At 34.5% G+C, this 26,453-nt stretch carries 25 protein-coding genes; 9 read left to right on the forward strand and 16 right to left on the reverse strand.

All coding sequences use genetic code 11. The features are described 5' to 3' along the window. The first annotated feature begins 56 nt into the window (after positions 1 to 56). The 3 genes from ABYI63_RS00705 to ABYI63_RS00715 all read left to right on the forward strand — a co-directional run bounded on the left by ABYI63_RS00705 (position 57) and on the right by ABYI63_RS00715 (position 3,209). The gene (locus ABYI63_RS00705; RefSeq protein WP_372752369.1) at positions 57 to 680 is read left to right on the forward strand and encodes a bifunctional nuclease domain-containing protein; all 624 of its coding nucleotides are present in this window, start codon (positions 57 to 59) and stop codon (positions 678 to 680) included. Between the two features lie 20 nt (positions 681 to 700). After that, positions 701 to 2,227: a NupC/NupG family nucleoside CNT transporter gene (locus ABYI63_RS00710; RefSeq protein WP_372752371.1), complete on the forward strand. Its 1,527-nt coding sequence runs from the start codon at positions 701 to 703 to the stop codon at positions 2,225 to 2,227. Between the two features lie 157 nt (positions 2,228 to 2,384). After that, on the forward strand, positions 2,385 to 3,209 hold the full coding sequence (locus ABYI63_RS00715; RefSeq protein ID WP_372752373.1) for a thymidylate synthase: 825 nt from the start codon (positions 2,385 to 2,387) through the stop codon (positions 3,207 to 3,209). Positions 3,210 to 3,259: 50 nt separating this feature from the next. Here the strand turns inward: ABYI63_RS00715 and ABYI63_RS00720 are convergent, their stop codons facing one another. After that, on the reverse strand, positions 3,260 to 3,556 hold the full coding sequence (locus ABYI63_RS00720) for an isoamylase early set domain-containing protein (protein ID WP_372752375.1): 297 nt from the start codon (positions 3,554 to 3,556) through the stop codon (positions 3,260 to 3,262). 303 nt (positions 3,557 to 3,859) lie between these two features. Between ABYI63_RS00720 and ABYI63_RS00725 the strand changes: the two genes are divergently transcribed. Continuing rightward, the gene (locus ABYI63_RS00725; RefSeq protein ID WP_372752377.1) at positions 3,860 to 4,750 is read left to right on the forward strand and encodes a dihydrofolate reductase; all 891 of its coding nucleotides are present in this window, start codon (positions 3,860 to 3,862) and stop codon (positions 4,748 to 4,750) included. 6 nt (positions 4,751 to 4,756) lie between these two features. Here the strand turns inward: ABYI63_RS00725 and ABYI63_RS00730 are convergent, their stop codons facing one another. Continuing rightward, on the reverse strand, positions 4,757 to 4,936 hold the full coding sequence (locus tag ABYI63_RS00730; RefSeq protein ID WP_372752379.1) for a hypothetical protein: 180 nt from the start codon (positions 4,934 to 4,936) through the stop codon (positions 4,757 to 4,759). A 307-nt stretch (positions 4,937 to 5,243) separates the two neighbouring features. After that, positions 5,244 to 6,938 (reverse strand): alkaline phosphatase, encoded by a 1,695-nt coding sequence (locus ABYI63_RS00735; RefSeq protein ID WP_372752381.1) that lies wholly within the window; start codon positions 6,936 to 6,938, stop codon positions 5,244 to 5,246. 190 nt (positions 6,939 to 7,128) lie between these two features. On the opposite strand from ABYI63_RS00735, the gene ABYI63_RS00740 reads away from it, so the two are divergent. From ABYI63_RS00740 to lspA, 4 genes are all read left to right on the forward strand, one after another. After that, positions 7,129 to 8,685: an NAD(P)/FAD-dependent oxidoreductase gene (locus ABYI63_RS00740; RefSeq protein WP_372752383.1), complete on the forward strand. Its 1,557-nt coding sequence runs from the start codon at positions 7,129 to 7,131 to the stop codon at positions 8,683 to 8,685. Between the two features lie 8 nt (positions 8,686 to 8,693). Further along, complete coding sequence (locus ABYI63_RS00745; protein ID WP_372752385.1) at positions 8,694 to 9,254, forward strand: sugar O-acetyltransferase; 561 nt, start codon at positions 8,694 to 8,696, stop codon at positions 9,252 to 9,254. A gap of 97 nt (positions 9,255 to 9,351) precedes the next feature. Continuing rightward, on the forward strand, positions 9,352 to 10,233 hold the full coding sequence (gene fabD / locus ABYI63_RS00750; protein WP_372752387.1) for an ACP S-malonyltransferase: 882 nt from the start codon (positions 9,352 to 9,354) through the stop codon (positions 10,231 to 10,233). Further along, positions 10,233 to 10,757: a signal peptidase II gene (gene lspA / locus ABYI63_RS00755; RefSeq protein ID WP_372752389.1), complete on the forward strand. Its 525-nt coding sequence runs from the start codon at positions 10,233 to 10,235 to the stop codon at positions 10,755 to 10,757. Before fabD ends, lspA begins: the two co-directional genes overlap by 1 nt. Positions 10,758 to 10,841: 84 nt before the next feature. Here the strand turns inward: lspA and galE are convergent, their stop codons facing one another. Both galE and ABYI63_RS00765 read right to left on the reverse strand, forming a co-directional pair. Then, on the reverse strand, positions 10,842 to 11,867 hold the full coding sequence (galE, locus tag ABYI63_RS00760) for a UDP-glucose 4-epimerase GalE (RefSeq protein ID WP_372752391.1): 1,026 nt from the start codon (positions 11,865 to 11,867) through the stop codon (positions 10,842 to 10,844). Then, entirely contained in the window at positions 11,860 to 13,014 is a 1,155-nt protein-coding gene (locus tag ABYI63_RS00765) for a DegT/DnrJ/EryC1/StrS family aminotransferase (protein WP_372752393.1), read from the reverse strand. Before ABYI63_RS00765 ends, galE begins: the two co-directional genes overlap by 8 nt. Before the next feature lie 151 nt (positions 13,015 to 13,165). Here ABYI63_RS00765 and ABYI63_RS00770 point away from each other — a divergent pair, with 151 nt between their 5' ends. Beyond that, entirely contained in the window at positions 13,166 to 14,401 is a 1,236-nt protein-coding gene (locus tag ABYI63_RS00770) for a 3-deoxy-D-manno-octulosonic acid transferase (RefSeq protein WP_372752395.1), read from the forward strand. Between the two features lie 92 nt (positions 14,402 to 14,493). On the opposite strand, the gene xylE is transcribed toward ABYI63_RS00770, so the two are convergent. The 11 genes from xylE to ABYI63_RS00825 form a co-directional block, all read right to left on the reverse strand. Continuing rightward, entirely contained in the window at positions 14,494 to 15,912 is a 1,419-nt protein-coding gene (gene xylE, locus ABYI63_RS00775; RefSeq protein ID WP_372752397.1) for a D-xylose transporter XylE, read from the reverse strand. 12 nt (positions 15,913 to 15,924) lie between these two features. Then, positions 15,925 to 17,250 carry a xylose isomerase gene (gene xylA / locus ABYI63_RS00780; RefSeq protein WP_372752398.1) on the reverse strand — a complete coding sequence of 442 codons (1,326 nt, stop codon included), beginning with the start codon at positions 17,248 to 17,250 and terminating at the stop codon, positions 15,925 to 15,927. Between the two features lie 145 nt (positions 17,251 to 17,395). Continuing rightward, positions 17,396 to 18,880, reverse strand: a complete 1,485-nt coding sequence (locus ABYI63_RS00785; protein WP_372752400.1) for a xylulokinase — start codon at positions 18,878 to 18,880, stop codon at positions 17,396 to 17,398. A 3-nt stretch (positions 18,881 to 18,883) separates the two neighbouring features. Beyond that, positions 18,884 to 19,870, reverse strand: a complete 987-nt coding sequence (locus tag ABYI63_RS00790; RefSeq protein ID WP_372752436.1) for a GntR family transcriptional regulator — start codon at positions 19,868 to 19,870, stop codon at positions 18,884 to 18,886. A gap of 270 nt (positions 19,871 to 20,140) precedes the next feature. Continuing rightward, positions 20,141 to 21,109, reverse strand: coding sequence for an MBL fold metallo-hydrolase (locus ABYI63_RS00795; RefSeq protein WP_372752402.1), 969 nt, complete (start codon positions 21,107 to 21,109; stop codon positions 20,141 to 20,143). 41 nt (positions 21,110 to 21,150) lie between these two features. Next, on the reverse strand, positions 21,151 to 22,092 hold the full coding sequence (locus tag ABYI63_RS00800; RefSeq protein WP_372752404.1) for a pyridoxal-phosphate dependent enzyme: 942 nt from the start codon (positions 22,090 to 22,092) through the stop codon (positions 21,151 to 21,153). A gap of 3 nt (positions 22,093 to 22,095) precedes the next feature. Further along, positions 22,096 to 22,473: a RidA family protein gene (locus ABYI63_RS00805; RefSeq protein WP_372752406.1), complete on the reverse strand. Its 378-nt coding sequence runs from the start codon at positions 22,471 to 22,473 to the stop codon at positions 22,096 to 22,098. Between the two features lie 2 nt (positions 22,474 to 22,475). Next, entirely contained in the window at positions 22,476 to 22,961 is a 486-nt protein-coding gene (locus ABYI63_RS00810; protein ID WP_372752408.1) for an asparaginase domain-containing protein, read from the reverse strand. A gap of 24 nt (positions 22,962 to 22,985) precedes the next feature. Beyond that, positions 22,986 to 24,428 carry a DASS family sodium-coupled anion symporter gene (locus ABYI63_RS00815; RefSeq protein WP_372752410.1) on the reverse strand — a complete coding sequence of 481 codons (1,443 nt, stop codon included), beginning with the start codon at positions 24,426 to 24,428 and terminating at the stop codon, positions 22,986 to 22,988. Positions 24,429 to 24,476: 48 nt separating this feature from the next. Continuing rightward, positions 24,477 to 25,385: a creatininase family protein gene (locus ABYI63_RS00820; protein ID WP_372752412.1), complete on the reverse strand. Its 909-nt coding sequence runs from the start codon at positions 25,383 to 25,385 to the stop codon at positions 24,477 to 24,479. A gap of 49 nt (positions 25,386 to 25,434) precedes the next feature. Beyond that, a complete protein-coding gene (locus ABYI63_RS00825; protein WP_372752414.1) occupies positions 25,435 to 26,370 on the reverse strand; it encodes an MBL fold metallo-hydrolase in 936 nt (311 codons plus the stop codon). Positions 26,371 to 26,453: the final 83 nt, after the last annotated feature.

Genomic DNA, 26,453 nt, shown 5'->3' on the forward strand with positions numbered 1-26,453 from the left:
CTTCTAGCAGTTGGTAAAGTCCTAATTTAAGCAGTTCTTTGCGTTTTTATAAATTTATGAGTTTAGTAAGATTAAATATAAAAGGAATATCCTATAGCCAAACACAAAATGGCGCTTACGCATTGATATTGAACGAAGTAGACGGCGACCGAAAACTACCTATAGTAATTGGTGCCTTTGAAGCGCAATCTATCGCTATTGCATTAGAAAAGGAAATAAGACCTCCAAGACCCTTAACCCACGATTTATTTAAAAATTTTGCCGACAGATTTGATATTATTGTAAAACAAGTCATTATTCACAAATTAGTAGATGGTGTGTTTTATTCTAGTTTAATTTGTGAGCGCGATAAAATTGAAGAAATTATAGATGCCCGAACAAGTGACGCAATTGCATTAGCATTACGTTTTGACGCACCTATTTTTACCTACAAAAACATCCTTGACAAAGCTGGAATCTACTTAAAAGTGAATCCAAAGAAAGAGGAGGAAGATGATACACAGGATAGTGTATTGATGGATGATTTAATTGCTAATGAATTAGAACCAAAAACTTCACCTCGAGAAAATTATAAAGGAAAATCCATTGAAGAATTACAACATTTATTAAACGAGGCTGTTGAAAATGAAGATTACGAAAAAGCAGCTCATATTCGTGACGAAATTTCCAAACGAGATTAAAGCCCCTAATTAGTATCTATATGAAAAACATATTTTTGTTTATTGCACTTCTTTTTTTAGTATCAACATCAACAATTTCGGGGCAAGACAAAGATAAAATTAGTATTCAGGATACGGTTTTACAGGACACCTCTAAAACTTCAGAATTAATAGAAAACAATTCTGAAGCATCTTCAAAAAACGATGAGTCCAATAACAGTATCGTTACAACTGTAACAGAAACGACACCTATAATACCAAGTCAAGGATTTTCCTTAAATAGTCTGTGGCGTGGCGCATTAGGTATGGTTACCTTAATATTTATTTCATTTTTATTCAGTAGTAATAAAAAAGCTATTAACTGGAAAATTGTTTGCATTGGGTTGGCATTTCAACTCATTATTGCGGTAGGGGTTTTAAAAGTAGCGTTTGTAAAATCTGTTTTTGAATTTGTTGGAGGACTTTTTGTAAGCGTTTTAGAGTTTACAAGAGCAGGTAGTAAATTTTTGTTTGAAGGTCTCGTGGTAGATATGGATACGTTCGGCTATATTTTTGCCTTTCAAGTATTGCCTACTATTATATTTTTCTCCGCTTTAACCTCCGTTTTATTCTATTTAGGAATCATTCAAAAAGTGGTAAAGGGGATGGCTTGGTTATTATCAAAGGCATTAAAAATTTCGGGGGCAGAAAGCTTAAGCGTTGCAGGAAACATTTTTTTAGGACAAACCGAAGCCCCTCTATTAATTAAGGCGTATTTGGAGAAAATGAACAAATCTGAAATGCTTTTGGTTATGGTTGGTGGTATGGCTACCGTTGCAGGCGCCGTACTTGCCGCATATATTGGCTTTTTAGGAGGCGACGACCCTGTTTTGCGACTTTTTTATGCTAAACATCTACTAGCTGCTTCAGTAATGGCTGCTCCTGGCGCTATTGTTATTTCGAAAATATTATACCCACAAACGGAAGATATTTACACAGATGTGGCTGTTTCTCAAGAAAAAATTGGAACTAACTTTTTAGATGCAATTGCAAACGGTACTACTGAAGGTTTAAAATTAGCCGTTAATGTTGGTGCTATGCTACTGGTTTTTGTTGCTTTTATTGCTATGTTTAATGGCGTTTTAGGATGGATTGGCGATGTTACAACTATAAATACTTGGGTTACCAATAACACGTCTTATCAAAATTTATCAATAGAATTAATTCTAGGCTACGCATTTGCTCCGCTGATGTGGTTAATAGGAGTTGCTACAGAAGACATGGCTTTAATGGGCCAACTTCTTGGAATAAAAATAGCGGCAAGTGAGTTTATAGGTTATATCCAACTTAGAGAATTAAAAGATATAGCTAGTGCAACACATTTAAACTACGAAAAATCCATTATCATGGCAACCTATATGCTATGTGGATTTGCTAACTTTGCTTCCATTGGTATTCAAATTGGTGGCATTGGTTCCTTAGCGCCAGGACAACGCAAAACACTATCGCAATTTGGCATAAAAGCTTTAATTGGTGGTAGTATTGCTTCTTTGGTTTCCGCTACTATTGCAGGCATGATTATTGGTTAACATTTCTCTATTGAGGTGGCAATCCTATCTCCTTTAGTTAATAACTTTATAATATTTCAATAAGTGGTTCTCTTTAAGGCTTCCACTTTTTTTTTACTTTTACCCAAAGAATTTGAGTTTAATTTAAAGAGATTCCTGCTTTGGCAGGAATAAATTTATGCAGCAATATCACGATTTAGTAAAGCACGTTTTAGAAAACGGAAATGAAAAAGGAGATCGCACCGGCACCGGAACAAAAAGTGTTTTTGGATACCAAATGCGTTTCGATTTAAGTGAAGGTTTCCCAATGGTTACCACAAAAAAACTTCACCTAAAATCGATCATTTATGAACTTCTTTGGTTTTTAAAAGGGGATACCAATATAAAATATTTAACCGATAATGGTGTTCGCATTTGGAACGAATGGGCTGATGAAAATGGGGATTTAGGACCAGTTTATGGACATCAATGGCGTAATTGGAATAGTGATGAAATTGACCAAATAAAGGAGGTTATTGACACCTTAAAAAACAATCCAAATAGTCGACGCATGTTGGTTTCCGCATGGAATCCTTCTGTTTTACCTGACACTTCAAAATCATTCAGTGAAAATGTTGCAAATGGAAAAGCTGCCTTACCTCCTTGCCACGCTTTTTTTCAGTTTTATGTGGCCGACGGCAAATTATCTTGCCAATTATACCAACGAAGTGCAGACATCTTTCTAGGTGTACCTTTCAATATTGGATCTTATGCATTATTTACAATGATGATGGCACAAGTATGCGGTTATGAGGCAGGTGAATTTATACACACCTTTGGAGATGCACATATTTACAGTAATCACGTTGAACAACTGAAACTGCAGTTATCAAGAGATATTAGACCATTACCAAAAATGATACTCAATCCGGAGATTACAGACATTTTCGATTTTACTTTTGAGGATTTTACCTTGGTGGACTATAATCCACACCCACATATAAAAGGCACAGTTGCCGTTTAAAAAAGTGCCTTCTAATGTGTAGGCACTTTTTTGTATAATTTAGGATTTAACTAAACTGTTACTACACTATTTTCAGCAGCAGCAAAATCATTCCACACATACGAATCTGCAGCAGAATCATTCACAAACTCACCATCCACTAAATATTTATATTCATATGAATTATCTTGATCTAAATCTACAGTACCTTTAAAAATACCACTTTTTAATTTTTTTAGTGGTGTTGCTTTAGCATCCCAATCATTAAAATTTCCTACAACAGAAACTTTCTTCGCTGCTTCAGCTTCAATAGAAAAAGTTACTTTACATACTGGTTTGCTTTTCAAATATTGTTTGGTAATTGCCATAATTTACTTGTTTTGTGTTGTTAATAGCACAAATTTATAAAACAATTTAACAGGCTTAACTATTTAATGTATTAAACAACAAAGAATTGTCAATTTAGTAATATCAAATCATAAAAATTTAACGTTTATAATAATTGTACCACATTTGTTGTATTATTATCAATGTTATTTTTTTGCTTTTTATTGATTTTCAAGCACTTCAAAACGAAAACGTTTGCGGAAATTTCTTTAATTTAAGTTTCTAATTATATAAATTATAGAGTCCTTAAAAAGCATTAACTTTGCTATCATTTTTTTAGTATTATGTTCGGAAAAAAGAAAGACATCCCGCAAATAGATAAAGACCAATTAGAGTTGATTGAAAACGCTCAAAATAGAATCAAACAAAAAAAACGCTTATACATTCATTTTGTAGTTTTTTTAATAGGTTCTGTTTTTCTTATTCTCTTTAATTTAGGCTTAGGTTTTGGAGAAAATTTCAAACCCCTAGACACCAATTGGTTTGTATTTGCCATTTTATTTTGGTTGTTTTTATTTTTATACCATGCCTTTAATGTTTTTATTACACATAAATTTATGGGAAAAGCCTGGGAGCAGGAACAATTAAACAAACTTGTTTCTAAACAAAACGAACGTATTGAGAAACTAAAACAACAACTACCAGAAGATGCTGTTTTACTAAAAAAAAAGACAAATCCTAAAACCTCTAAATTAACTATAATTGTTGCCGCTGCTGAAAATGATGCTATTGGAAAAGATAACAAACTGATATGGCATATTAGTGATGATTTAAAACATTTTAAGAATTTAACAAACGGCCACCATATTATTATGGGACGTAAAACTTTTGAAAGTTTTCCAAAACCTCTGCCAAATAGAACACATGTAGTTATTACAAGAAATTCTAACTATAAAGTTCCTGAAGGTGTTATTTTAGTAAATTCTCTTGAAGCGGCCATTAAAGCTTGTGAAAATGACGAACAGCCTTTTGTTATAGGTGGTGGTGAAATATACAAGCAGGCCATTTCTATTGCCGATAAAATAGAACTAACTCGGGTACATGAGTCTTTCGATGCTGATACCTTTTTTCCTAAAATAGATACCACTGTTTGGAAACAAACAGCAAATGTTTTTAATAAAAAGGATGAAAAAAATCAATTCGATTATTCCTTCTTAACCTATGAACGGAAATAGTTGTTTTTAGGCACCTTGTAATTTATCTGCACCATCCAATAAACCTATCAATTCATGAGGCTTATGAATTAAAACAGGAATGTGTTGCGGACAAATATAAAATTCACTTTTCTGATAATAAAATTTTGTAACAGGGGTCTCTTCCGATGATTTTTTACAAACCAAACATGCTTTTTCAGTACTCATAACTTATCATTTTTTAAATCGAGATAAAATTATCTTTAATATTTTTATTAAATCCTAACTTTTATCATGTTTTAAATATTATTGAAATCATCTCAGGGTTTTCATTTTAAGCTTAATAAGCAGTATTACATAAATCTTGATTTTTCGACCTCCTTAGAAATAAAAAAATGATTTTTAATTCATTTCTAAAACATAGTTTACACAAAAAAATCAAGGAGATTTACCTTTAAAAAAAAGAAGCAAATACTTTTGAAGGGTATTTGCTTCTTATAAAGTTCTTTAGAAAGACTTCTTAAAAGTATTAGGCCTAGGAGTAAGTTATTGTATGACCTACCTGGGAAGTATACGATTTTGATAGAATTGTATCTACAAAAACCCACTCAGATTTAACCTCTGCCTGGGTAAAAGTTGCCATTAAAAACCCTCTTTTTGAAGCATCAAAATAGGTTAAACTATCTATTAACGTAGTTAAAGCATGTTCAAAACCAGCAATCATTGCTGGGTTGGTGTCTCCTAAATAAGTTTCAAAACCTGGAGAACTAACACTGGAAGTTGCAAACTCTATCCCTACCTCGGTACCATTTTGTGCTATCAATTTATTACTCCATGCATTATGGGTATCTCCTGCAAGTGTAATCAGTTTTTTTCCATTTAACGAATTGTAAATTACCTCCCTATCTACCGGGTAGCCATCCCAAGCGTCTAAATTATATGGTATTACCGCTAATATTCTTGATTTTTCCTCTATAGTAAGCGTTGGATCATTGTTTAGCATTCTTGTTTTTATAGTCACTAATTCTGTTAGTACTTCAATAAAATTTGGAGCGCCAAAAGCCAGTAACAATTCAGCAGGAATGTACATTTTACCCATTAACACTTGTTGCCCTAAAACCTGCCAATTTGCAACACTTGAGTTTAACTCATTTATAAGCCAATTACGTTGTGTTACTCCTAATAAACTTCTGTTGGAATCGCTTAATGCGTTTTCAAATGCATTAGCATCAAAGCCAGTAGCGGTAAAGTAATCTGTAATATTTAATTGTTTATCTCTGCCAATAATTCGGGTATCTAGCATTATTAGGTTAACTAAATTACCTATATTAATGGTTCTATAAATGATGCTATTATCATTTTCTGAAGTTCTAGAAAATGGTAAAAACTCACTATAAGCTTTCAGTGCATATTGTTTTCTAGTTTCGTAGTCACCTTCGGTTGCTTCATTATGATTTTCTGCTCCATCCATATAAGCATCATTAGTGATTTCATGATCGTCCCAAACACATATAAATGGCTTTTTTTGATGTGCCAATTGCAAAGACTCATCCGATTTATATTGCTTGTACCGTGTTCTATAGTCATCCAAAGACAAAATCTCGTTACTAGGTTCATGCATTCTATTTAGAAAAGCATTTTCCGCAGAAGCGCCATAACCTCCTGCCCCATACTCATAAAAATAGTCGCCTAAATGCACGATGATATCTGCATCCGATTTTGCCATCAAATCATAAACATTAAAAAGTCCTGCCTGATAATTAGAACAAGAACAAACTGCAAGTTTTATAGAGGAAGCATTAATAGGTAAGGTTATAGTTTCTCCAACTACTGAAATAGCACCTTCTTCCTTATTTACAAATCGGTAAAATAATTTTTGATTAGCTTCCAGATTAGTTAACTCAATGGCAATGGTGTTATCTCTTGAAGCTTCGCTCATTATTTTCCCATTTCTTACGATATTGGAAAAGCTAACATCCGTTGCTACTTGCCAAATAATCTCTTTATCCGGGCTACTGTAACGTGTCCAGATAATAACGCTCGAACTCGTTGGATCAAAACTACCAACACCCTGATTAAAATTCTGTTGAGTTAATTCGGATGCATCAAAATCAAATTCTGTGATATCATCTTTTGAACAGCTAATAAAATTTGGCGCTAAAATAATACCACCAGCTGCAAACAATGTCTTTTGAATAAAGTCTCTTCTTGAATTGCTCTTTAAAGTCATAATTATATTTTTCATCAAAAATCACACTAATGAAAAAAAGATTTGTTAGCTAAACATTATGTTTAAGTTACTTGCTATTATTGAAAGATTATGTTTGTTTAAAACTCGACTTCAACGTGAAAAAGCAAATATTAATTTTACAATAAGTTAACCTAGGCCATACTATCTCATTTTTTGCTAATTTTGCATCATGATAAAAGAACTTCAGCTCCGAATTTCACTTAAAGAGGAAGAACGCAGCGATATTTTGGTGCAAAAAGCATCACAAATTCTCGATATTGACAAAGAAGACATTACCGGTGTTAAAGTACTTCGGAAATCTATTGATGCTCGCAAGCCAAAAATCATTTTTAACTATAAAGTTGCTGTATATATTCGTGAAGCACTCCCTAAAACTTCCGATTATCTGTTTGATTACAAAGACGTTTCAAAAGCAAAACCAATTCACATTATTGGATTTGGTCCTGCTGGCATGTATGCTGCCTTGCGTTGTATTGAACTTGGCTTTAAGCCAATCGTTTTGGAGCGTGGTAAAAATGTGAGGGATCGTCGCCGAGATTTGCGTGCTATAAATCAAGATCATTTTGTAAATGAAGACTCCAATTATTGCTTTGGTGAAGGAGGCGCAGGAACTTATTCCGATGGCAAACTTTACACCCGAAGTTTAAAACGTGGCGATGTTAGAAGGATATTCGAAAACTTGGTGTTTCATGGTGCAACCGACCAGATACTAGTAGATGCACACCCACATATTGGCACCAACAAACTGCCCATTGTAGTTCAAAACATTAGAGAAACCATTTTAAAGCATGGTGGTGAAATTCATTTCGAAACCCGTGTAACCGATTTCATTATAAAAAACAATAAAATTCAAGCAATTCTATTACAAAATGGAAATGAAATGCCCGTTAACAGAGTCATTCTAGCAACTGGACATTCTGCGCGTGATATTTATTATTTACTTCATAACAAAGAAATTGCTTTAGAAGCTAAATCATTTGCTATGGGAGTTCGTGTAGAACACCCACAACAAATTATAGACTCCATTCAATACCATTGCAGTGGTAGCAGGCACGAATTATTACCAGCCGCTTCCTACAGTTTAGTACAACAAGTAAACGAGCGTGGTGTTTACTCTTTTTGCATGTGCCCTGGCGGATTTATAGTTCCTGCCGCAACAGTAAACGGGGAAATAGTGGTAAATGGCATGTCTCCATCAAAACGGAATAATTTATTTGCTAATTCCGGCATTGTGGTTGAAATTGATGTTAATCGAGATTTACCAAAATACGAACAGTATGGCCCTTTAAAAGGATTAGAATATCAGAAAAACCTAGAACGCATGGCCTATACAGCTGGTGGCCGAAGTCAATCTGCACCAGCACAACGTTTAACAGATTTTGTGGAAGGCCGATTATCAAACGACTTGAATCCTACCTCTTATCAGCCCGGTTTAAACTCAGCTCCATTGCATTCCTTATTACCAAAATTAATTGGAAGCCGATTACGTAAAGGCTTTGAAGCTTTTGGGCAAAAAATGCATGGGTATTACACAGCCGAAGCAAATGTAGTTGGTGTAGAATCTAGAACCTCATCGCCAGTATGCATTCCTAGAAATGAACATTTGGAACATCCACAAATTCAAGGTTTATTCCCATGTGGGGAAGGTGGTGGTTATGCTGGAGGTATTGTTTCTGCCGCCATGGATGGTGAACGTTGCGTAGAGGCAGCAGTTGTTGGTTTATAACTAAACATATGACTGAGAAAGAAAAAATGTTGACTGGTGAATTATACAGTCCAACCGACCCAGAATTAGTACAGGCACGCCATCGTGTGCGCATTTTATGCCATAAATTCAATCACTTAAGTGAAGCTAATTTAGAAGAACGTCAGTCCATCTTATATCAAATAATTGAAAATGCAGGAGACAACTTATATATTGAACCACCTTTTCACTGCGACTATGGTAGTAATATTAAAGCTGGTAAAAATGTATTTATGAATTTTAACTGCTGCATTTTAGATGTTGCCGAAGTCATCATTGGCGACAATTGTATGTTTGCTCCACATGTGCAAATTTATACAGCAACTCACCCTTTGGAGTTTAAAGCGCGTAATAGTGGTAAAGAACTTGCCAAACCGATAAGAATAGGCAATAATGTTTGGATTGGTGGAAATGCCGTTATTTGCCCTGGAGTTGTTTTAGGAAATAATATTGTGGTTGCTGCTGGAGCTGTTGTTACTAAAAGTTTTCCCGATGATGTTGTTATTGCTGGAAACCCAGCTAAAATTATTAAAACCATAGATAATAGTTAAAAAACTAACAACTACATTCATAAAGTGAAAATAGAATGGTTCAGATTTTTATTAAAGTTTTTATTCTTATTTTTGCAGCCTAATTTATAAATCAACTATGAACGCATATATATTTCCAGGTCAGGGTGCACAATTTAAAGGAATGGGTTTAGATCTTTATGAAAACTCTCCTTTAGCACAAGAAATGTTTGAAAGAGCAAATACAATTTTAGGTTTCAATATTACAGATATAATGTTTGAAGGAACGCCTGAAGCTTTAAAAGAAACTAAAGTAACACAACCTGCTATCTTTTTACATTCCGTGATTTTAGCTAAAACATTAGGTGATAACTTTAAGCCAGATATGGTTGCTGGTCACTCTCTAGGTGAATTTTCAGCCTTAGTAGCTGCTGGCGCTTTAACCTTTGAAGACGGTTTAAAATTAGTATCTCAACGTGCATTAGCTATGCAAAAAGCTTGCGAATTACAACCTAGTACCATGGCTGCCGTTTTAGGTTTGGAAGATGCCATTGTTGAAAAAGTATGTGCTTCTATTGATGGTGTGGTTGTAGCTGCAAATTACAACTGCCCAGGACAATTAGTAATTTCTGGTGATGTTGAAGCAATTAACAAAGCTTGCGAAGCTATGAAAGCCGCTGGTGCAAAACGTGCTTTAGTATTACCTGTTGGTGGCGCATTTCACTCGCCTTTAATGGAGCCTGCTCGCGAAGAGTTAGCTGCAGCTATTGAAAATACCAAATTTAGTAAACCTAATTGCCCAATTTACCAAAATGTAACGGCTAATGCAGTAATTGATGAAACGGCTATAAAAGCAAATTTAATATCGCAATTAACTGCGCCTGTACGTTGGACACAATCTGTGCAACAAATGGTTGCAGATGGCGCTACCATGTTTACCGAAGTAGGTCCTGGAAACGTTTTACAAGGTTTGGTTAAAAAAATAAATAGAGACGCTCAAACAGCTTCTGCAAGTTTATAATGAAGTTTACAAAACGTAGTTTATACATACTATTGGTTATTTTGGTAACCATCGCAATCGATCAAATTACAAAAATATTGGTTAGAACCAATATAGAACCTCGAACCGATTTTCAAATGGGTGACCGTATCTCCCTTATAGGAGATGCTTTCATTATGATGAATGTTGAAAATTCAGGAGCTTTTTTAGGAATGGGTAGTGATTTAAACCCAACACTTAGGATTATTTTACTTCTAATCTTACCTATTCTTGTTTTGGGGTTTGTATTACGATATATTTTAAAAGATAAATCTTTAGATAATTGTTCGCTTTTTGCTTTTGCCAGTATTATTGGTGGCGGTATTGCAAATGTTTACGACCGTATTGTTTATGGTTCTGTAACCGACTTTTTCTTTATCGATTTAGGAGGCGTTTTTAGAACCGGTATTTTTAATATGGCCGATTTATCAGTAACTACTGGAATGATTATACTACTTTTTGTGAGTTTTAAAAAGAAAAATAAAAATACTGCAGAAGTAAAATAACAAAGGGCATTACCTAATAAAATAGTAAAGGCTACAAATTAAATTTGTAGCCTTTCTTTTTGTGTTCTATAATGTATTAGACAACTATTTATCTTTTCTTACTTTTTGTTCCCAATTCCATGCTGAACGCATTGCATCATCTAAAGATAATTTTGTTTTCCAACCTAATTCTTCATTTGCTTTTGTAGTATCAGCATATGCCGAAATAACATCACCTTCTCTTCTTCCTACAATTTTATAATTTAATTTTTTTCCAGAAACTTTTTCAAAAGATTTTATTACTTCTAACACCGAACTTCCTGTTCCTGTTCCCAAATTAAAGGTTTCGTAATTCGCTTTGTTATTATTTTTCAACAATCGTTCTAGTGCTACTACGTGTGCATTTGCCAAATCCACCACGTGAATATAATCACGAATACAAGTACCATCAGCAGTAGGATAATCATCTCCGAAAACTGACAATTGCTCTCTTAAACCAATGGCTGTTTGCGTGATAAATGGTACTAAATTTTGTGGCACACCAATAGGTAACTCGCCGATATTAACCGATTCATGTGCTCCAACTGGATTAAAATAGCGTAAAGCAATCGCTTTAATACTTGGTGTTACCTTACAAGTATCTCTTATTATTTCTTCACCTATTTGTTTGGTGTTTCCGTATGGTGATTCTGCTTTTTTTACCGGATCATTTTCAGTGATTGGTAATTCATCTGCCTGTCCGTAAACGGTACAAGACGAACTAAAAATGAAACTTGCCTCTGGTAGTTTTTTTAATTCTTTCAGAATATAAACCAAGGTGCTAATATTATTCTCATAGTACAATAATGGTTCTTTCACACTTTCTCCAACTGCCTTACTGGCTGCAAAATGAATAACCCCTTTTATATCGTTATGTTTTGCAAAAAAAGCTTCAACATCTGCCCTATCTCTTAAATCCAGATTTTCAAAAATTGGTTTTTTACCACTAATAGAAGTAATACCATCTAGTACATTAATTGATGAGTTTGATAAGTTATCAATAATAACTACTTCGTAGCCTTCTTTTTGTAATTCCACAACGGTGTGGGAGCCTATAAAGCCTAAACCACCAGTAACTAAAATTTTATCCATTTATAAAGTTTATAATTGTTGAAGTAATAAATTCTATTTGTTCATCATCCAATTCGGTGTGCATTGGTAATGAAATAACATCTTTCACCAACTGATTGGTAACCGTAAAATCCGCTTCATTATATCTTGTATCTGTATAGGCTTTTTGTTGATGAAGTGGAATTGGATAGTACACACCACAAGGAATTGCTTTTTCGGCCAAATGCTTAACCAATGCATCTCTATCCACCCCAATTACACGTAAAGTATATTGATGGAACACGTGGCAATCACAGGTATCACAAATCGTTTTACAGCCATTTGATAATTTAGGCGTTATAATTTTATCGATGCCTTCAAAAGCTTTATTGTATTTTTTTGCAGCTTCTTGTCTAGCCTTATTGTAACTATTTAAATGTGGTAACTTAGCATCTAAAACGGCCGCTTGAATAGAATCTAAACGCGAATTAACGCCTACCACATCATGATGGTAACGCTCATACATGCCATGATTTACAATGCCTCTGATAGTGTGCGCTAAATTGTCATCATTGGTAAAAATAGCACCACCATCGCCATAACACCCTAAATTTTTAGATGGAAAAAATGAGGTGGAAGCAACATGCCCCATCGTACCTGCTTGTGATTTTGTTCCATCTTTAGAAGTGTACATAGCTCCAATTGCCTGGGCATTATCTTCAATTACATATAAATTATGCGCCTCGGCAATTTCCATGATAGCATCCATATTGGCACATTGTCCAAATAAATGAACAGGCACAATCGCTTTCGTTTTTGGCGTAATGGCTTTTTTTATGGCTTCAATATTAATATTGAAATCATCTTCATTTACATCCACTAACACAGGTGTTAATTGTAATAAGGCTATCACTTCAACGGTTGCTGCAAACGTAAAATCGGCTGTAATAACTTCGTCGCCGGGCTTTAAACCTAATCCCATCATTGCAATTTGTAATGCATCTGTTCCATTTGCACACGGGATTACATGTTTTACTCCCAAAAATTGCTCCAAATTCTTCTGAAATTGATGCACTTTTGGCCCATTTATATAAGCTGTTGTTTCTAAAACTTCTTGAATTGATGTGTTAACCACCTCTTTAATGTTGTCGTATTGACCTTTAAGGTCGACCATTTGAATTTTCTTCATCTAAAAAATTTCAACTTCTACGGTGTTGTAATTAGAATCGTTACAAACCTCCATATCATGAGTTAATAAGCTACGAATTTAAGGAATTAGTACACGGTAACCAATGAAAATATTTGAAAGAAATGTATTTTAGCAGCAAAAAAAAAAGGAATTGGGTCTTATTTATAATATCGGCATTCATCTTGCGCATTTTGGCTTAAAATGCGCAGCACCATTCAATAAAAAAATTAAAAGCGGTGTTAAAGGCAGGTCCCGAACTTTTAAAACACTTCAAGAAGCCTTAAAACCGTCTGATAAAACCCTATGGTTTCATTGTGCATCTTTAGGTGAATATGAGCAAGGTCTTCCTGTGTTTAAAGTACTCCGAGAGCACTACAAAAGTCATAAAATTGTATTAAGCTTTTTTTCACCTTCAGGTTACGAAATAAGAAAAAATTCACCAATAGCCGATTTGGTGGTTTATTTACCATTAGATTCTAGAGCAAATGCAAAAAATTTTCTTGACAAAATAAATCCGGAGTTGACTGTTTTTGTGAAATATGATATTTGGCCTAACTTTTTAAATGAATTGAAAAGCAGAAAATTAAGAGCCATTTTAATTTCTGCATCGTTTAGAACTAATCAATCATTTTTTAAATTCTACGGAAAACAATTGCATGAGGCCTTATTTGCTTTTGAACATATTTTCACCCAAAATGAAGGCTCTAAAAAACTACTAGAATCGATTCATTATAAGAAAGTTACAATTTCTGGCGACACGCGTTTTGATCGTGTTTCCAGTCAATTAGAAATTGATAACACCTTAGATTTTATTGCAACCTTTAAACAAGACAAACTATGTATTGTTGCCGGAAGCACCTGGCCGGAAGACGAAAGTTTACTTATTAATTTTATAAACTCTGAAACTTCAAAAGATGTAAAATATATTATCGCACCACACAATATAAAATCGAATCAAATAAAAAATATTCAGGAAAAATTAAACGTTGAAAGCATTCTTTTTTCTGAAAAAGATAACAAACCTGTAGAAAGTGCCCAAGTGTTTATTATTGACACCATTGGTATTCTTTCAAAAATATACAACTACGCTGAAATTGCCTATGTAGGAGGTGCTATAGGAAACACAGGCCTACATAACACCCTAGAACCTGCTGTTTTTGGCGTACCGATTATTATTGGAAACCATCATGAAAAATTTCCTGAAGCTCAAGAAATGATAGATAATAACGGACTATTTTCCATATCAAACCAATCTGAATTAGACGCTGTTTTAACTGAGCTTATTCAAAACGCAGATAAACGATTAGAGGCTGGTAAAAACAACTCAAATTATATAAAAAAGAATAGAGGAGCCGTTACCACAATAATAAAGTATTTAGAATTGTAAAAAATCCGTAATCTTCTGTTGAAGAAGAAAAATAAAAAAAATGGTCTTTAGTATATTGAAGACCATTTTTTTTATAAAATTCAAATCAATAATTACTTCTTCAACCAGATTTCTTCTAATTCCTCCAGAGTTTTTCCCTTTGTTTCTGGCACAAATTTCCATACCAACACAACAGCTAATAAGCCCATAACGCCATAAATCCAATAAGCAAACCCATGATTAAACTTCTCTAATAAATAAGAGTTTTTATCCATCATAGGGAAAGTCCAAGACACCAAATAGTTAGAAATCCATTGTGCTGCTACGGCTACTGCCAAGGCTTTTCCTCTAATTTTATTTGGAAAAATCTCTGACAATAAAACCCAACAAACAGGCCCCCAACTCATGGCAAAACTCGCCACATAAATTAGCATAAATACCAAGGCTCCGATCCCTACCGATTTCATGAAAAACGTGGTTCCTAAAGCAAACATGGAGATGGCCATTCCTAAAGCACCGATAATCATCAACGGTTTTCTTCCGTATTTATCCACCGTCATAATAGCTAAAACAGTAAACACAAGATTAACAACACCTACAATAATGGTTTGTAACAAGGCGGTATCGGTTCCAGATCCCATGCTTTTAAATATCTCTGGAGCGTAATACAACACAACGTTTATACCTACAAATTGCTGAAATACAGACAACAGGATACCTACTACTATAACAGCAGCACCGAATGAAAATAATTTTCCTGAATGACTAACCACGGTGTTTTGAATATCTGCCAATATTTTTTTAGCCTCATCAACACCATTCACTTTAGTTAAAATATCCAATGCTTTTTCTGGTTGCGACTTTAACACCAAAGATCTTGGCGTATCTGGCACAAACAATAACATGACTAAAAACAATGAAGCAGGAATAATTTCTGAAGCAAACATCCATCTCCAACCCACGGTGTTTAACCAAGTATCATCACCTTGTTTCGCGATATAATAATTTACAAAATACACCACAAGCATACCAAAAATGATAGCAAACTGATTCATAGAAACCAGTTTACCTCGAATTTTGGCAGGGGCAATTTCAGCGATGTATAAAGGTGATAACATAGAAGCTAAACCAACCCCAATACCACCAATAATTCTATAAACTATAAAAATATAAATAAACGTATGATCGGCTTCACCAATAGGTTTCAAAATCATTTCTGGCATAGCAGAACCTATAGCTGATAGTAAGAACAGAATAGCAGCTAAAATCAAACCATTTTTACGACCTAATTTTTTACTTACTATACCGCCAGAAATACCACCAATAATACAGCCAATTAAAGCACTAGAAACCACAAAACCCAAACGAGCATTTGCTTCCATTTCATCTAATCCAAAAGGAAGCACAAAAAAGCTTTCTAATGAACTTACTGTTCCAGATATCACAGCTGTGTCATATCCAAACAAGAGACCTCCTAGTGTTGCCACTAGGGTTAATTTTAATAAATACCCAGTATTAGCTGATGTTCCCATAAAGCTAACAGATTAGATATATTGGTTGATAATATTTTCAAACAACTCTTGCTTTCCGCTAGTTAATGGTAACTCACCATTTTCTTGGGCAATTTCATATAAATCTTGTAAGCTTAATTTACCGGCCTCAAAATCTTTTCCTTTCCCAGAATCGAAAGAAGCGTAGCGCTCGGCTCTTAATTTATTATAAGCAGAAGATGTCATAATTTTATCAGCAGTAATTAACGCTCTTGCAAAGGTATCTGCGCCACCAATATGTGCATGGAACACATCTTCTAAATCGGTTGAGTTTCTTCTGATTTTAGCATCAAAATTAACACCACCACCTTGTAAACCACCAGCTTTTAGGAAAACCAACATCGCTTCGGTAGTTTCTTGAATGTTATTTGGGAATTGATCCGTATCCCAACCATTTTGGTAATCACCACGGTTAGCGTCTAAACTTCCTAACATACCTGCTTTTGCAGCTACTTCAATTTCATGCTGGAAGGTGTGTTGCGCTAGTGTTGCATGATTAACTTCAATATTAATTTTGAAATCTTTATCTAAACCGTATTCTTTTAAGAAACCAATAGCCGTCGCCGAATCAAAATCGTATTGGTGTTTTGATGGCTCCATTGGTTTTGGCTCAATAAAGAAGTTCCCTTTAAATCCTTGAGCACGTGCGTAATCTCTACACATACTTAAAAACTGACCCATATGATCTAATTCACGACCCATATCTGTATTTAAAAGCGTCATGTAACCTTCACGACCTCCCCAGAACACATAGTTTTCTCCATTTAAGGCCATTGTAGCATCTAAAGCTAATTTTATTTGACCACCTGCACGAGCAACTACCTTGAAATCTGGATTGGTTGCTGCTCCATTCATGTAGCGTGGATTTGAAAAACAGTTAGCTGTTCCCCAAAGTAATTTCACACCAGAATCGGCTTGTTTTTGTTTCAAATAATCGGTGATAGTTGCTAATCTGTTTTCAGATTCTGCAAACGTTGCACCTTCTTGAATTAAATCGTAATCGTGGAAGCAGTAGTAACCGAATCCCATTTTAGTGATAAATTCAAAAGCCGCATCTGCTTTGTCTTTAGCTGCTTGAACCACATCCGGTGATTTATCCCACTCAAAGTTTTGTGTGCCAGGACCGAATGGATCAGAACCTTGTCCGCAGAAGGTATGCCAATATGCTACCGAGAACTTAAACCATTCACGCATCGTTTTACCGGCAACCACTTGGTCGGGGTTATAATATTTAAATGCTAATGGGTTATCTGATTCTTTTCCTTCAAATTTAATCTCTCCAATTCCTTTGTAGTACTCTTTGTTTCCAATTAATGCCATGTTTTAAATGTTTATTTGTTTATGTGTTGATTTGTTTATTTGGTGTTACTAATTGCGTTAGGGATTGAAACGACATCCTTTTTTGAGGCACGAAAAAAAGATATAGTGTAAAGCCCGACCCTTGTGGTAACGCCCAAATAGTTTATTATTTACTGATTATTATTTCTAATTCGTTTTTCCAGTTTTCATACGCTTTTTGATATGCCGATTTATCTTTGAAAGGCATAAACGTCATTACGTGATCGTTATTGATAATAGCTTTCCCAAAACTGCCGAAATCACCTTTATGCAAATTGGCAGCACGAGCAGCACCAATAGCACCTGTGGTATTATAGATTTCAATTTCCTGCTCGATTAATGTGGCAACCGTGTTTGCAAAAATTTCTGAACGGAATAAATTATCGTTTCCAGCGCGAATAACGCTTGGCTTAATGCCATCAGATTTAAGAATTTCCATCCCGTATACAAATGAAAACGCAATACCTTCTAGAGCGGCACGACACATATGTCCTTTATGATGGTTGTTTAGGTTTATATTTACAATTCTAGTACCTACTTCTTTATTATTTAGCATGCGTTCGGCGCCATTACCAAATGGTATAACACATACCCCATCGGAACCTATGGGGATTTCCGAAGCTAAGTTGTTCATTTCTTCATAAGAACTTACGTCTAAGTTATTAAGCAGCCAACGGTATTGGATACCTGCACCATTAATACAAAGTAGTTTCCCGATTCTTGCATCGGCCCCTTTTTTGTAATTAACGTGGGCAAAATTATTTACTCTTGAACTTTCTTTGGCAGATAAGCTATCGGTTACCGCATAAAACACGCCTGATGTTCCGCCAGTTGCAGCAACTTCACCAGGATTAAAAACGTTTAAAGATAATGCGTTGTTAGGTTGATCGCCTGCACGATAATAAATTGGTGTTCCTGCTGCGATACCGCTTTCAGCTTCACCTTTTTCATCAACTAAAGATTGCACACCGAAAGTTTCAACAATATCTGGGATTAGGGCCTTTTCTATTCCATAATGTTCTAAAAGGAAATCGGCAATTGTATCTTTTTTAAAATCCCAAAAGATGCCTTCAGACAGTCCTGAAATTGTCGTATTTATTTTGTTTGAAAATTTATAGGCAACATAATCTCCTGGGAGCATGAACTTATAAATCTTTTTATAAATTTCCGGTTCATTTTCCTTTACCCATTTTAACTTTGAAGCGGTAAAATTAGATGGCGAATTTAAAAGGTTGGTTGAACATACTTCTTCTCCTATAGATGCGAAGGCTTTATTACCTGTTTCAACCGCCCTACTATCGCACCAAATAATACTTTTTCGCAATGGATTGCCATCTTTATCAACAACTACCAAACCATGCATTTGGTACGAAATACCTATACCCTTTATTTCTGACCTAGATACCTTATGTTGTTTTTTTAATTTGGTTATGGCATTACAAACATGTTGCCACCAATCGTTTGGTTTTTGTTCTGCCCAGCCATTTTTTTGAGCAAACATGCCCATTTCTTGTTCTGGTTCTTGAACAACTCCCAAACTTTTCCCCGATGCAATTTCAACAAGTGCTGCTTTTATGGAGGAACTTCCTATGTCTAATCCTAAATAGTACATAATTTATAATGATTCTCTTAATATTAATTTAGTTGGTATATATGTTTGAACAGTATTTTCTTGATTAATAAATTCTGCTGCTTTAATTCCTATTTCTTTAAAATCGGTAGACACAACAGAAATGCCTTTATAGATGAATTTTTTCATGGGTGTTTCATTATAAGAAAGAAATCCAACATCGGTACCCGGTTCAAAATTTTTTGCTTTACATTGCTCTAAAAAAGTTCCAAGTATTCTGTCGCTTACACTTATATAGGCTTCGCCTTTTACAATATTAAAATCCGACGGCTCTGTAATTATTTTAAACTTCAGTTTATTAATTTCACAAAACTGCTTAAAATATGTAACCGATTCCGAGGGATGTTTGGTAAATGTTGGATAAACAAACACCAATTTTTTATATTTTTTAAAAGGTACAACTGCTTCTTTTAAAGCTTCAGAAAACGCTTTTCCAAAATCCTGAAACACGTAATTATTGGATGAATTTGAATAAATATTCCAATCTATAAGTAACAATTTATCATTATCGAAATCGGCAATTACATTTGGAACTTCTTTATGGTCGAAGGTCATTACCACGTATTTAAAATACTTACCCTTACTATTATTCAGAATAGTTTTGAAGTTATTGATATTGTAGTGATGAAATTGCACATCTACAATTACCTTTTTAGGCAAATTATTTACAAAAGAATGATAAAGAACTTCTTTATATGCTTTGAAGGTATCTAAAACCAAAAGGACTTTCCGGGTATCATTAGCTACATAATATCCCTTATTTGGCACAGACTCCACCACGCCATTTTCCTTTAAAATAGTATAAGCTTTAAATACAGTGTCTCGCGATAATTTATAGTCATTGCAAATAGCATTAACTGAAGGCAAAGCATCTCCACTAGACAAGGTATTATTGGCTAACGCATCATTAACTGCATTAACTAATTGCTGGTACCTTGGTACTTCACTATCTATATTAAGATCAAAATTTATCAATCTGTTCTGTTCTGTTCTGTGTTGTAAATATAGTACAAATTTTAAAACAAAAAACAAAAGTAAAATGAATTTAGAAATTTAAAGCGCCGAAACAACCGATATCTTAAAATATTAGGTTGTTTTATACCAAATTAATAATTTGTGGTGTTTAATGAAACAAGAAGATATTTCAATTTAAAACAAGTGAATTGAGTATTAAAAAATTTCAATCAGCTAAAGTATGGCTTATTAAAATTGAAAAAATACATTTTATTATTAGTACAAAAATTACAATTCAAAACTATCGTTAATTCTACCAATTCGAAATCCTTTTTTTAAGACTTCCATGGTTTCTACACTTTCTAAATTAATAACTGGATTGGTATGATTAAAATGAATGAAAATTATTTTTTGCCTTTCAGAAGCTGTTAAATTTTCAAATTTTTTGATAGACTCCACAATGAATGGGTGAGGGATTTGAGACATATCGCGATTGTTTAATTCCTTTCCACTAAAAAAAGTAGCATCTAAAAAAGCATAATCAACCTTCTTTATTTCTTCAATAATATTTCTATCCCATTTTTCCCATTTATCTATATCTGGAATAAACAATGCGCTTTTTTTAGGGCCTTTAATTAAGTAACCAACCGTTTCAGAAAATTCATCTCTGTGAGGCACCAATATAGGTGTAACCTTAATTTTATTTGATAGGGAAATTGATTGATTATTTTCAATCTGTTTTAAATTTATATTTCCACTTGATACAAGCTGACTCCAAGGTCCATTTGTTTCCAAAAACGTTTTCATCTTTGGCATAGCATAAACCGTAGCTAGTTTTGCGCCCATGGCTTCTTTACCTAAATACATCAACCCTGCATAATGCCCGATATGAGCATGGGTTAAAAAAATGCCTTCTGGTATTTCTTCTTTACTTTTATGAACATAGTTTTTTAAAGCTTTTAATTGACGTGGCATATCTGGGGAAGCATCAAACAAATATTTTTTTTTGGTATCCGCGTCAAAAAGTCCTAATGAAACAACCTGCCTGTTGTTATCAGGCTTATCGAATAAGGAACTGCAACAATCCCTTTCACATCCAATATGGGGCGACCCACCATCTTGAATAGTTCCTAAAATAACTAATGAAGCCGTTTCGGTTCTAACATCATCTGAGTTGCTTTCTTCTGTTTTAGAAGCCTGTTTATTTCCACAAGCATAAGCTAATAGTAAAATGATATATTTTAAATAGTTTTTCATTAATCCGAATGTTGCAAAAGTCTTTTTATAAAGGGAGATTTTTAGCGAACGAATGGTAAATTACTTAAATCCACATTTCCTCCCGATACAATAATACCTAATTTCTTGTTTTTAAACATCTCTTTTTCCTTTAACATTGCTGCCAATGCTACGGCACTTGATGGTTCTGCTATTATCTTCATGCGTTCCCAAATTAATTGCATAGCCTCCATTATTTCTGTTTCGGATACGCGCGTAATATAACTAACGTGTTGTTGAATTATAGGAAAGTTTTTATCTCCTAACTGTGTTTTTAAACCATCAGCAATTGTGTTTGTTGTGTTGTTGCTTTCAATCTTTCCGCTTTGCATTGAGCGATATGCATCATCAGCCTCAAAGGGCTCCCCTCCTATTACTTTGCAGTTTTTTCCAAAATAATGGGCCGCTAAGGCTGTACCTGCTATAAGACCACCTCCACCTACTGGAGCAAAAACAGCATCTAAATCCGGATAATTTTCAAGCAGCTCCAAACAGGCAGTACCTTGACCTAAAATAACATCGTTATCATTGGAAGGGTGTATAAAAGTAGCACCCATTTCATATTCAACCTTCTTTGCTGTTGTTTCACGCGCTAGGAGTGTTGGTTCACACTCAATAATAACACCTCCGTAACCTAAAACCGCATCCTTTTTTACCTGGGGCGCATTAAATGGCATTACAATATAAGCAGCAACTCCAACACTTTTAGCTGCAAGTGCTAATGCTTGTGCAAAATTTCCAGAGGAATGTGTAACCACACCCCTTTGCATTTGTTCTTCTGAAAGTTGTAAAATAGCATTTGTTGCGCCTCTCATTTTGAATGCTCCCATTTTTTGAAAATTTTCACATTTGAAAAACAACGAAGCGCCACTTATTTCATTAATCAATTGAGAAGTTAACACGGGTGTATTGTGGATATAAGGCTTGATACGCTTATAACAATCGATAAGGTTCTGTTGTTGCATAATTCAATTATTAAGAATGGCTGTCGCTTCAATTTCTATAAGGCAACCAAAATGTAAATCTCGGGTTGGAATAATACTTCTTACGGGTTTATGGGCTTTAAAAAACAAGCTATAACGCTCATTTACCTTATCCCATAATGCAATATCCGATATATAAATTCGCATTTGCAGCACCAATTCTTTAGAGCTACCTGCTTCGATTAAAATTAACTCTACATTCTGTAAAGCTTGATCTGCCTGGTCTTCTATACTTTCCGGAATTAATTTAGTTAAGGGGTTTATAGGAAGTTGTCCTGATAAATACAACACACCATTATGTGCAATACACTGCGAATAGTGCCCGTTACTCTTTGGCATATTTGGGGTAGTAATTACCTTCATTTTCAATAAAATTTTCCAGTTTCTATATTTCTTCCAATAGCTGTATGTTCTTTAACAATACCATTCATTGTTACAAAAACGCCTTTTTCTAAAAGGTTGGCGGCAGCTATGGAACAGCCCAAATTTATTGCAGCATCCGAATTACTAAACCGTTCAGGTCGCATTGCCCCAGTTATTATAATCAATTTATCTTTCATACAACTACCTAGATAAATTGCTGTTTCTATCATCGTATCTGTGCCATGAGTAATGATGAATTTGTTTGTGTTTTGAGAATTAATTAACTCAACCAAATGTTGCCTGTCTTTATCCGTAATTTCAAGACTATCTTTTTGGCACGCTGTTATGACCTCAAATTCAAAGGATGGGTTTAAATTCTCGAGAATTCGATTTGTTGCAGGTTCACCAAATTCAAACGCCCAACCTTTCGTCTTATTGGGGTAATCTTTATCAATGGTTCCTCCTGTTTGAATAAATACTAATTTCATATTTCAATAACATCTGTTTAAATTTTAGCTTAAATCCCATACTACCGGCAGTAGAACACAGACTAAAATGGTCAATAAGATAATTGAAATCAAATTCATCCAAACGCCTTTTTTAACCATATCCTCGATATCTAAATATCCTGAGCCAAAAACAACAGCGTTTGGAGGTGTTGCTACGGGCAGCATGAAGGCACACGAAGCCGCCACAGTAGCACTAATCATTAAATAATACGGATGCAATCCGATACTTGGGGCTAATGAAACCAATACAGGCAAAAGCATGGCAGTGGTGGCTAGATTTGATGTTATCTCTGTTAAAAAATTTACTACAGCTATCAAAACCAATAATAATAAAATGAATGGAACTGTTTCTAGTATCACTAAATGCTGACCAATCCATAATGCCAATCCGCTAGTCTCAAAACCTAACGCTAAAGCCATACCCCCCCCGTACAAAAGCAAGATTCCCCAAGGAAGTTTTATTGCATCTTGCCAAAGCAGTATGTTCTCATGCTTTTTTGTTGATGGGAGTATAAACAAAATTAAAGAAAAGAAAACGGCAATAATGGTGTCATCTATAGCCGGAATAAATTGTTTTATTAAAAAAGAACGCGTAGTCCAAGCAAGTGCTGTACATATAAAAACTACTAAAACAACCTTTTCTTCCTTAGACATTTTGCCCAAGGCTTTCAATTGTTTTTTTATTTCTTCACTTCCTCCAGGAAATTCCTTCTGTTTGAATTTAAAGGCAATCCTTGTTAAATACAACCATGAAATAATTAGTAAAATAACTGTAAACGGAAAAGCAAACATAAACCATTGGGCAAAGGTTATCTCAACACCCATGGATTTTTGAACCACACCTGCCAGCACTAAGTTTGGAGGTGTCCCTATTAAAGTAGCCATACCTCCAATAGAACAACTGTAAGCAATGGCTAACATTAATGCCTTACCAAAAATTAAATTTTCATCTTCAACCGTTTTAGGATTATCCATTAATTGCTTAACGATGGCCATACCTATAGGTAAAATCATAACTGCCGTAGCCGTATTAGATATCCACATAGACAGAAACGCTGTTGCAATCATAAAACCAAGAATAATGTTTACAACATTAGTTCCTACTACATTTATAATAGACAAGGCAATTCTACGGTGAAGATTCCATTTTTCAATAGCGATGGCAATCATAAACCCTCCAATAAAAAGGAATATATATTTATGTCCGTAAGTTGCCGTTGTTGCATCGAGACCTAATCCACCTGACAAAGGAAAAAGCACGATAGGTAATAATGCCGTAACCGCAATATGTAGGGCTTCTGTAATCCACCAAATAGCTATCCAAACCGTTGAGGCAAGAATCGCATTAGCAGCTGCATTTAAGCCCTCCGGATGAAAAAAAAATAAGATATATACAAAAGATAAAGGACCTAAAATTAATCCTATTCGTTTTTTAGAAATTAGCATAGTTGGTAAAATAGAATACTTATGAATGATTAAATGTAATCAGAACTTTTAAATTTTAATGAGTTCATTCCATTTATCTATAAATTTAACTGTGGCATTCACTAAAGATCTGGTATCATCTTCACCTCTTTTTGCAGTTGATTCTCTTGGGTCGCGCTCTCCCCAAACACCTGTTACAGACATTTCAGCTGAGGATGTTTTTTTACCAGTTTCTTCTGCTTTTAAACCTTCTGCAAGAAAAAGCATTGTTGCCGTAGGATCATTTTTTACTACCAATGGCACCATATTTCTTAAGTGTTCCGGCAATGTTAATTTTGAAGCAAAGGCTTTATCTAACTGCACTAAATTAGGCATCAGGTATAACGAATTTGAAGTTTCAGATGTTCCGGCATGCCTATCTAAAACAGTTTGTTTTTCTTTAGGTACAGATTCCAAAAAGGGCTTCATCGCATCAGCAAGATCAACAGCAACAGCACTAGTTGTTTGGTTTATTTGATCAACCAAATACGTTGTAATTGCTCTATTTCCACCATGAGAATTCATGAATATAAATCGTTTGAAACCGTGTTTTATAAGACTCTCTACTGTTTCTAAATGTACTTTAACTATGGTTTCTGCACTTAGTGTAATACTCCCTTCAAAGCCCAGATGATACGGAGATTGGCCAGCCATTAATACAGGACACACCAAAATATCGCGTTCTTGGGCAATGAGCTTACACCGCTCTACACCACTAATAAAATCGGTGCCTATGGGCAAATGATCGCCATGCTGCTCTAAAGCGCCAACCGGAATGATTACCATATCCGATTTGGTTAAAAGCGCCTTAACCTCTGGAACTGTCATGTGTGGTAAATAATTTTTCACCTTTTGCTCTTTCCAAAGTGGATTTGCTTGGGCATTCAGATTAAAATTTATAAAGATTATTAAAAAAAACAAACAATTAATAGTTCGCATAATATAGTTAATTAGTAGTGAAACATTAAAAATTTAAAAAACCAGTAAATTATTTTATAGTTATAGTCTCCAAGTGTACAGGAACGATGACTTTAGAATTTGGAGATGCCGCTTTAACCTCTTCAATAAAAGGCTTAACCTTTTTCTCAATAGCATCTTCCTGTGAAAAGCCATAGGGCATACGGAAGTTATCCCAATGCGTTGGAATCACTATTTTTGGAAACCCGGTTGCTTTAAGTAATCGCTCCGTATAGTTATAAATTTCAAGTCTTGATAAATTAACACCTGGAATAATAATATCTGGTCTTAACCCCTCTACTTCCTTTTCTAGATAATTCATAGACCCTGCCGTTAATACTTTATGCGAATTAAAACGCACTAAAAACATTAACGAACCACCTTCTACAAAATCTTTAAGTTTAAGTGGCAATGGGAGTATTTCATTATGAGTTTCCGATTCAAAATAATGTTTACCTCCTAAAGCCGAATGGATGGAAGGCACTATCCTAACTGAAAATTTTTCAAACTGATAATCTTCACCACCTTTTACGGTGTAAAGTTGCTTTTCTGGAATTCCATAGGAACGTAATATGTTACAACTGGTTTCCGTAGCAATTACTTTTGCCCCTGTTTTTTTTGCGATATATGGCACATCTGCCAAATGATCCAAATGAGAATGATGTACCAATATATAATCAGCTTTAGTAATTATTTTATTAATAGCTACTGTATCCGACTCATAAAAATCGTCATCTTCATAACTCCTTCTGGTATCTTCTTTACTTGTTCCTGGACCATTCCCTAATTTGTATCTTGAAATATAAGGATCAACCAGTATAGTTACATTGCCATCTGTCATTTCCCAACCAGCAGCGCCCAAATATTTTAATTTAAGCGGATTGTTTTGTGCGCTTAAAAAATTGACACAAAACACCAAGGCGATGCAAGTAATGGGCAACAACCTATTTTTTTTAAATAATAACATTTAATAATTAGTTTTTAAATACGTAATTTAATAGTGAATGATTATTGGTTACAAGACATTTTTATTCTGAACCTCATCAACTT

The organism is Mariniflexile sp. (genome assembly GCF_041583155.1).
Classification (GTDB): Bacteria; Bacteroidota; Bacteroidia; order Flavobacteriales; family Flavobacteriaceae; genus Mariniflexile.

Bases quoted from the DNA above. Each gene is read 5' to 3' on its own strand.
- ABYI63_RS00705 (WP_372752369.1), top strand. From the start codon at position 57: ATGAGTTTAGTAAGATTAAATATAAAAGGAATATCCTATAGCCAAACA.
- ABYI63_RS00710 (WP_372752371.1), top strand. From the start codon at position 701: ATGAAAAACATATTTTTGTTTATTGCACTTCTTTTTTTAGTATCAACA.
- ABYI63_RS00715 (WP_372752373.1), top strand. From the start codon at position 2,385: ATGCAGCAATATCACGATTTAGTAAAGCACGTTTTAGAAAACGGAAAT.
- ABYI63_RS00720 (WP_372752375.1), bottom strand. From the start codon at position 3,556: ATGGCAATTACCAAACAATATTTGAAAAGCAAACCAGTATGTAAAGTA.
- ABYI63_RS00725 (WP_372752377.1), top strand. From the start codon at position 3,860: ATGTTCGGAAAAAAGAAAGACATCCCGCAAATAGATAAAGACCAATTA.
- ABYI63_RS00730 (WP_372752379.1), bottom strand. From the start codon at position 4,936: ATGAGTACTGAAAAAGCATGTTTGGTTTGTAAAAAATCATCGGAAGAG.
- ABYI63_RS00735 (WP_372752381.1), bottom strand. From the start codon at position 6,938: ATGACTTTAAAGAGCAATTCAAGAAGAGACTTTATTCAAAAGACATTG.
- ABYI63_RS00740 (WP_372752383.1), top strand. From the start codon at position 7,129: ATGATAAAAGAACTTCAGCTCCGAATTTCACTTAAAGAGGAAGAACGC.
- ABYI63_RS00745 (WP_372752385.1), top strand. From the start codon at position 8,694: ATGACTGAGAAAGAAAAAATGTTGACTGGTGAATTATACAGTCCAACC.
- fabD (WP_372752387.1), top strand. From the start codon at position 9,352: ATGAACGCATATATATTTCCAGGTCAGGGTGCACAATTTAAAGGAATG.
- lspA (WP_372752389.1), top strand. From the start codon at position 10,233: ATGAAGTTTACAAAACGTAGTTTATACATACTATTGGTTATTTTGGTA.
- galE (WP_372752391.1), bottom strand. From the start codon at position 11,867: ATGGATAAAATTTTAGTTACTGGTGGTTTAGGCTTTATAGGCTCCCAC.
- ABYI63_RS00765 (WP_372752393.1), bottom strand. From the start codon at position 13,014: ATGAAGAAAATTCAAATGGTCGACCTTAAAGGTCAATACGACAACATT.
- xylE (WP_372752397.1), bottom strand. From the start codon at position 15,912: ATGGGAACATCAGCTAATACTGGGTATTTATTAAAATTAACCCTAGTG.
- xylA (WP_372752398.1), bottom strand. From the start codon at position 17,250: ATGGCATTAATTGGAAACAAAGAGTACTACAAAGGAATTGGAGAGATT.
- ABYI63_RS00785 (WP_372752400.1), bottom strand. From the start codon at position 18,880: ATGTACTATTTAGGATTAGACATAGGAAGTTCCTCCATAAAAGCAGCA.
- ABYI63_RS00795 (WP_372752402.1), bottom strand. From the start codon at position 21,109: ATGAAAAACTATTTAAAATATATCATTTTACTATTAGCTTATGCTTGT.
- ABYI63_RS00800 (WP_372752404.1), bottom strand. From the start codon at position 22,092: ATGCAACAACAGAACCTTATCGATTGTTATAAGCGTATCAAGCCTTAT.
- ABYI63_RS00805 (WP_372752406.1), bottom strand. From the start codon at position 22,473: ATGAAGGTAATTACTACCCCAAATATGCCAAAGAGTAACGGGCACTAT.
- ABYI63_RS00810 (WP_372752408.1), bottom strand. From the start codon at position 22,961: ATGAAATTAGTATTTATTCAAACAGGAGGAACCATTGATAAAGATTAC.
- ABYI63_RS00815 (WP_372752410.1), bottom strand. From the start codon at position 24,428: ATGCTAATTTCTAAAAAACGAATAGGATTAATTTTAGGTCCTTTATCT.
- ABYI63_RS00820 (WP_372752412.1), bottom strand. From the start codon at position 25,385: ATGCGAACTATTAATTGTTTGTTTTTTTTAATAATCTTTATAAATTTT.
- ABYI63_RS00825 (WP_372752414.1), bottom strand. From the start codon at position 26,370: ATGTTATTATTTAAAAAAAATAGGTTGTTGCCCATTACTTGCATCGCC.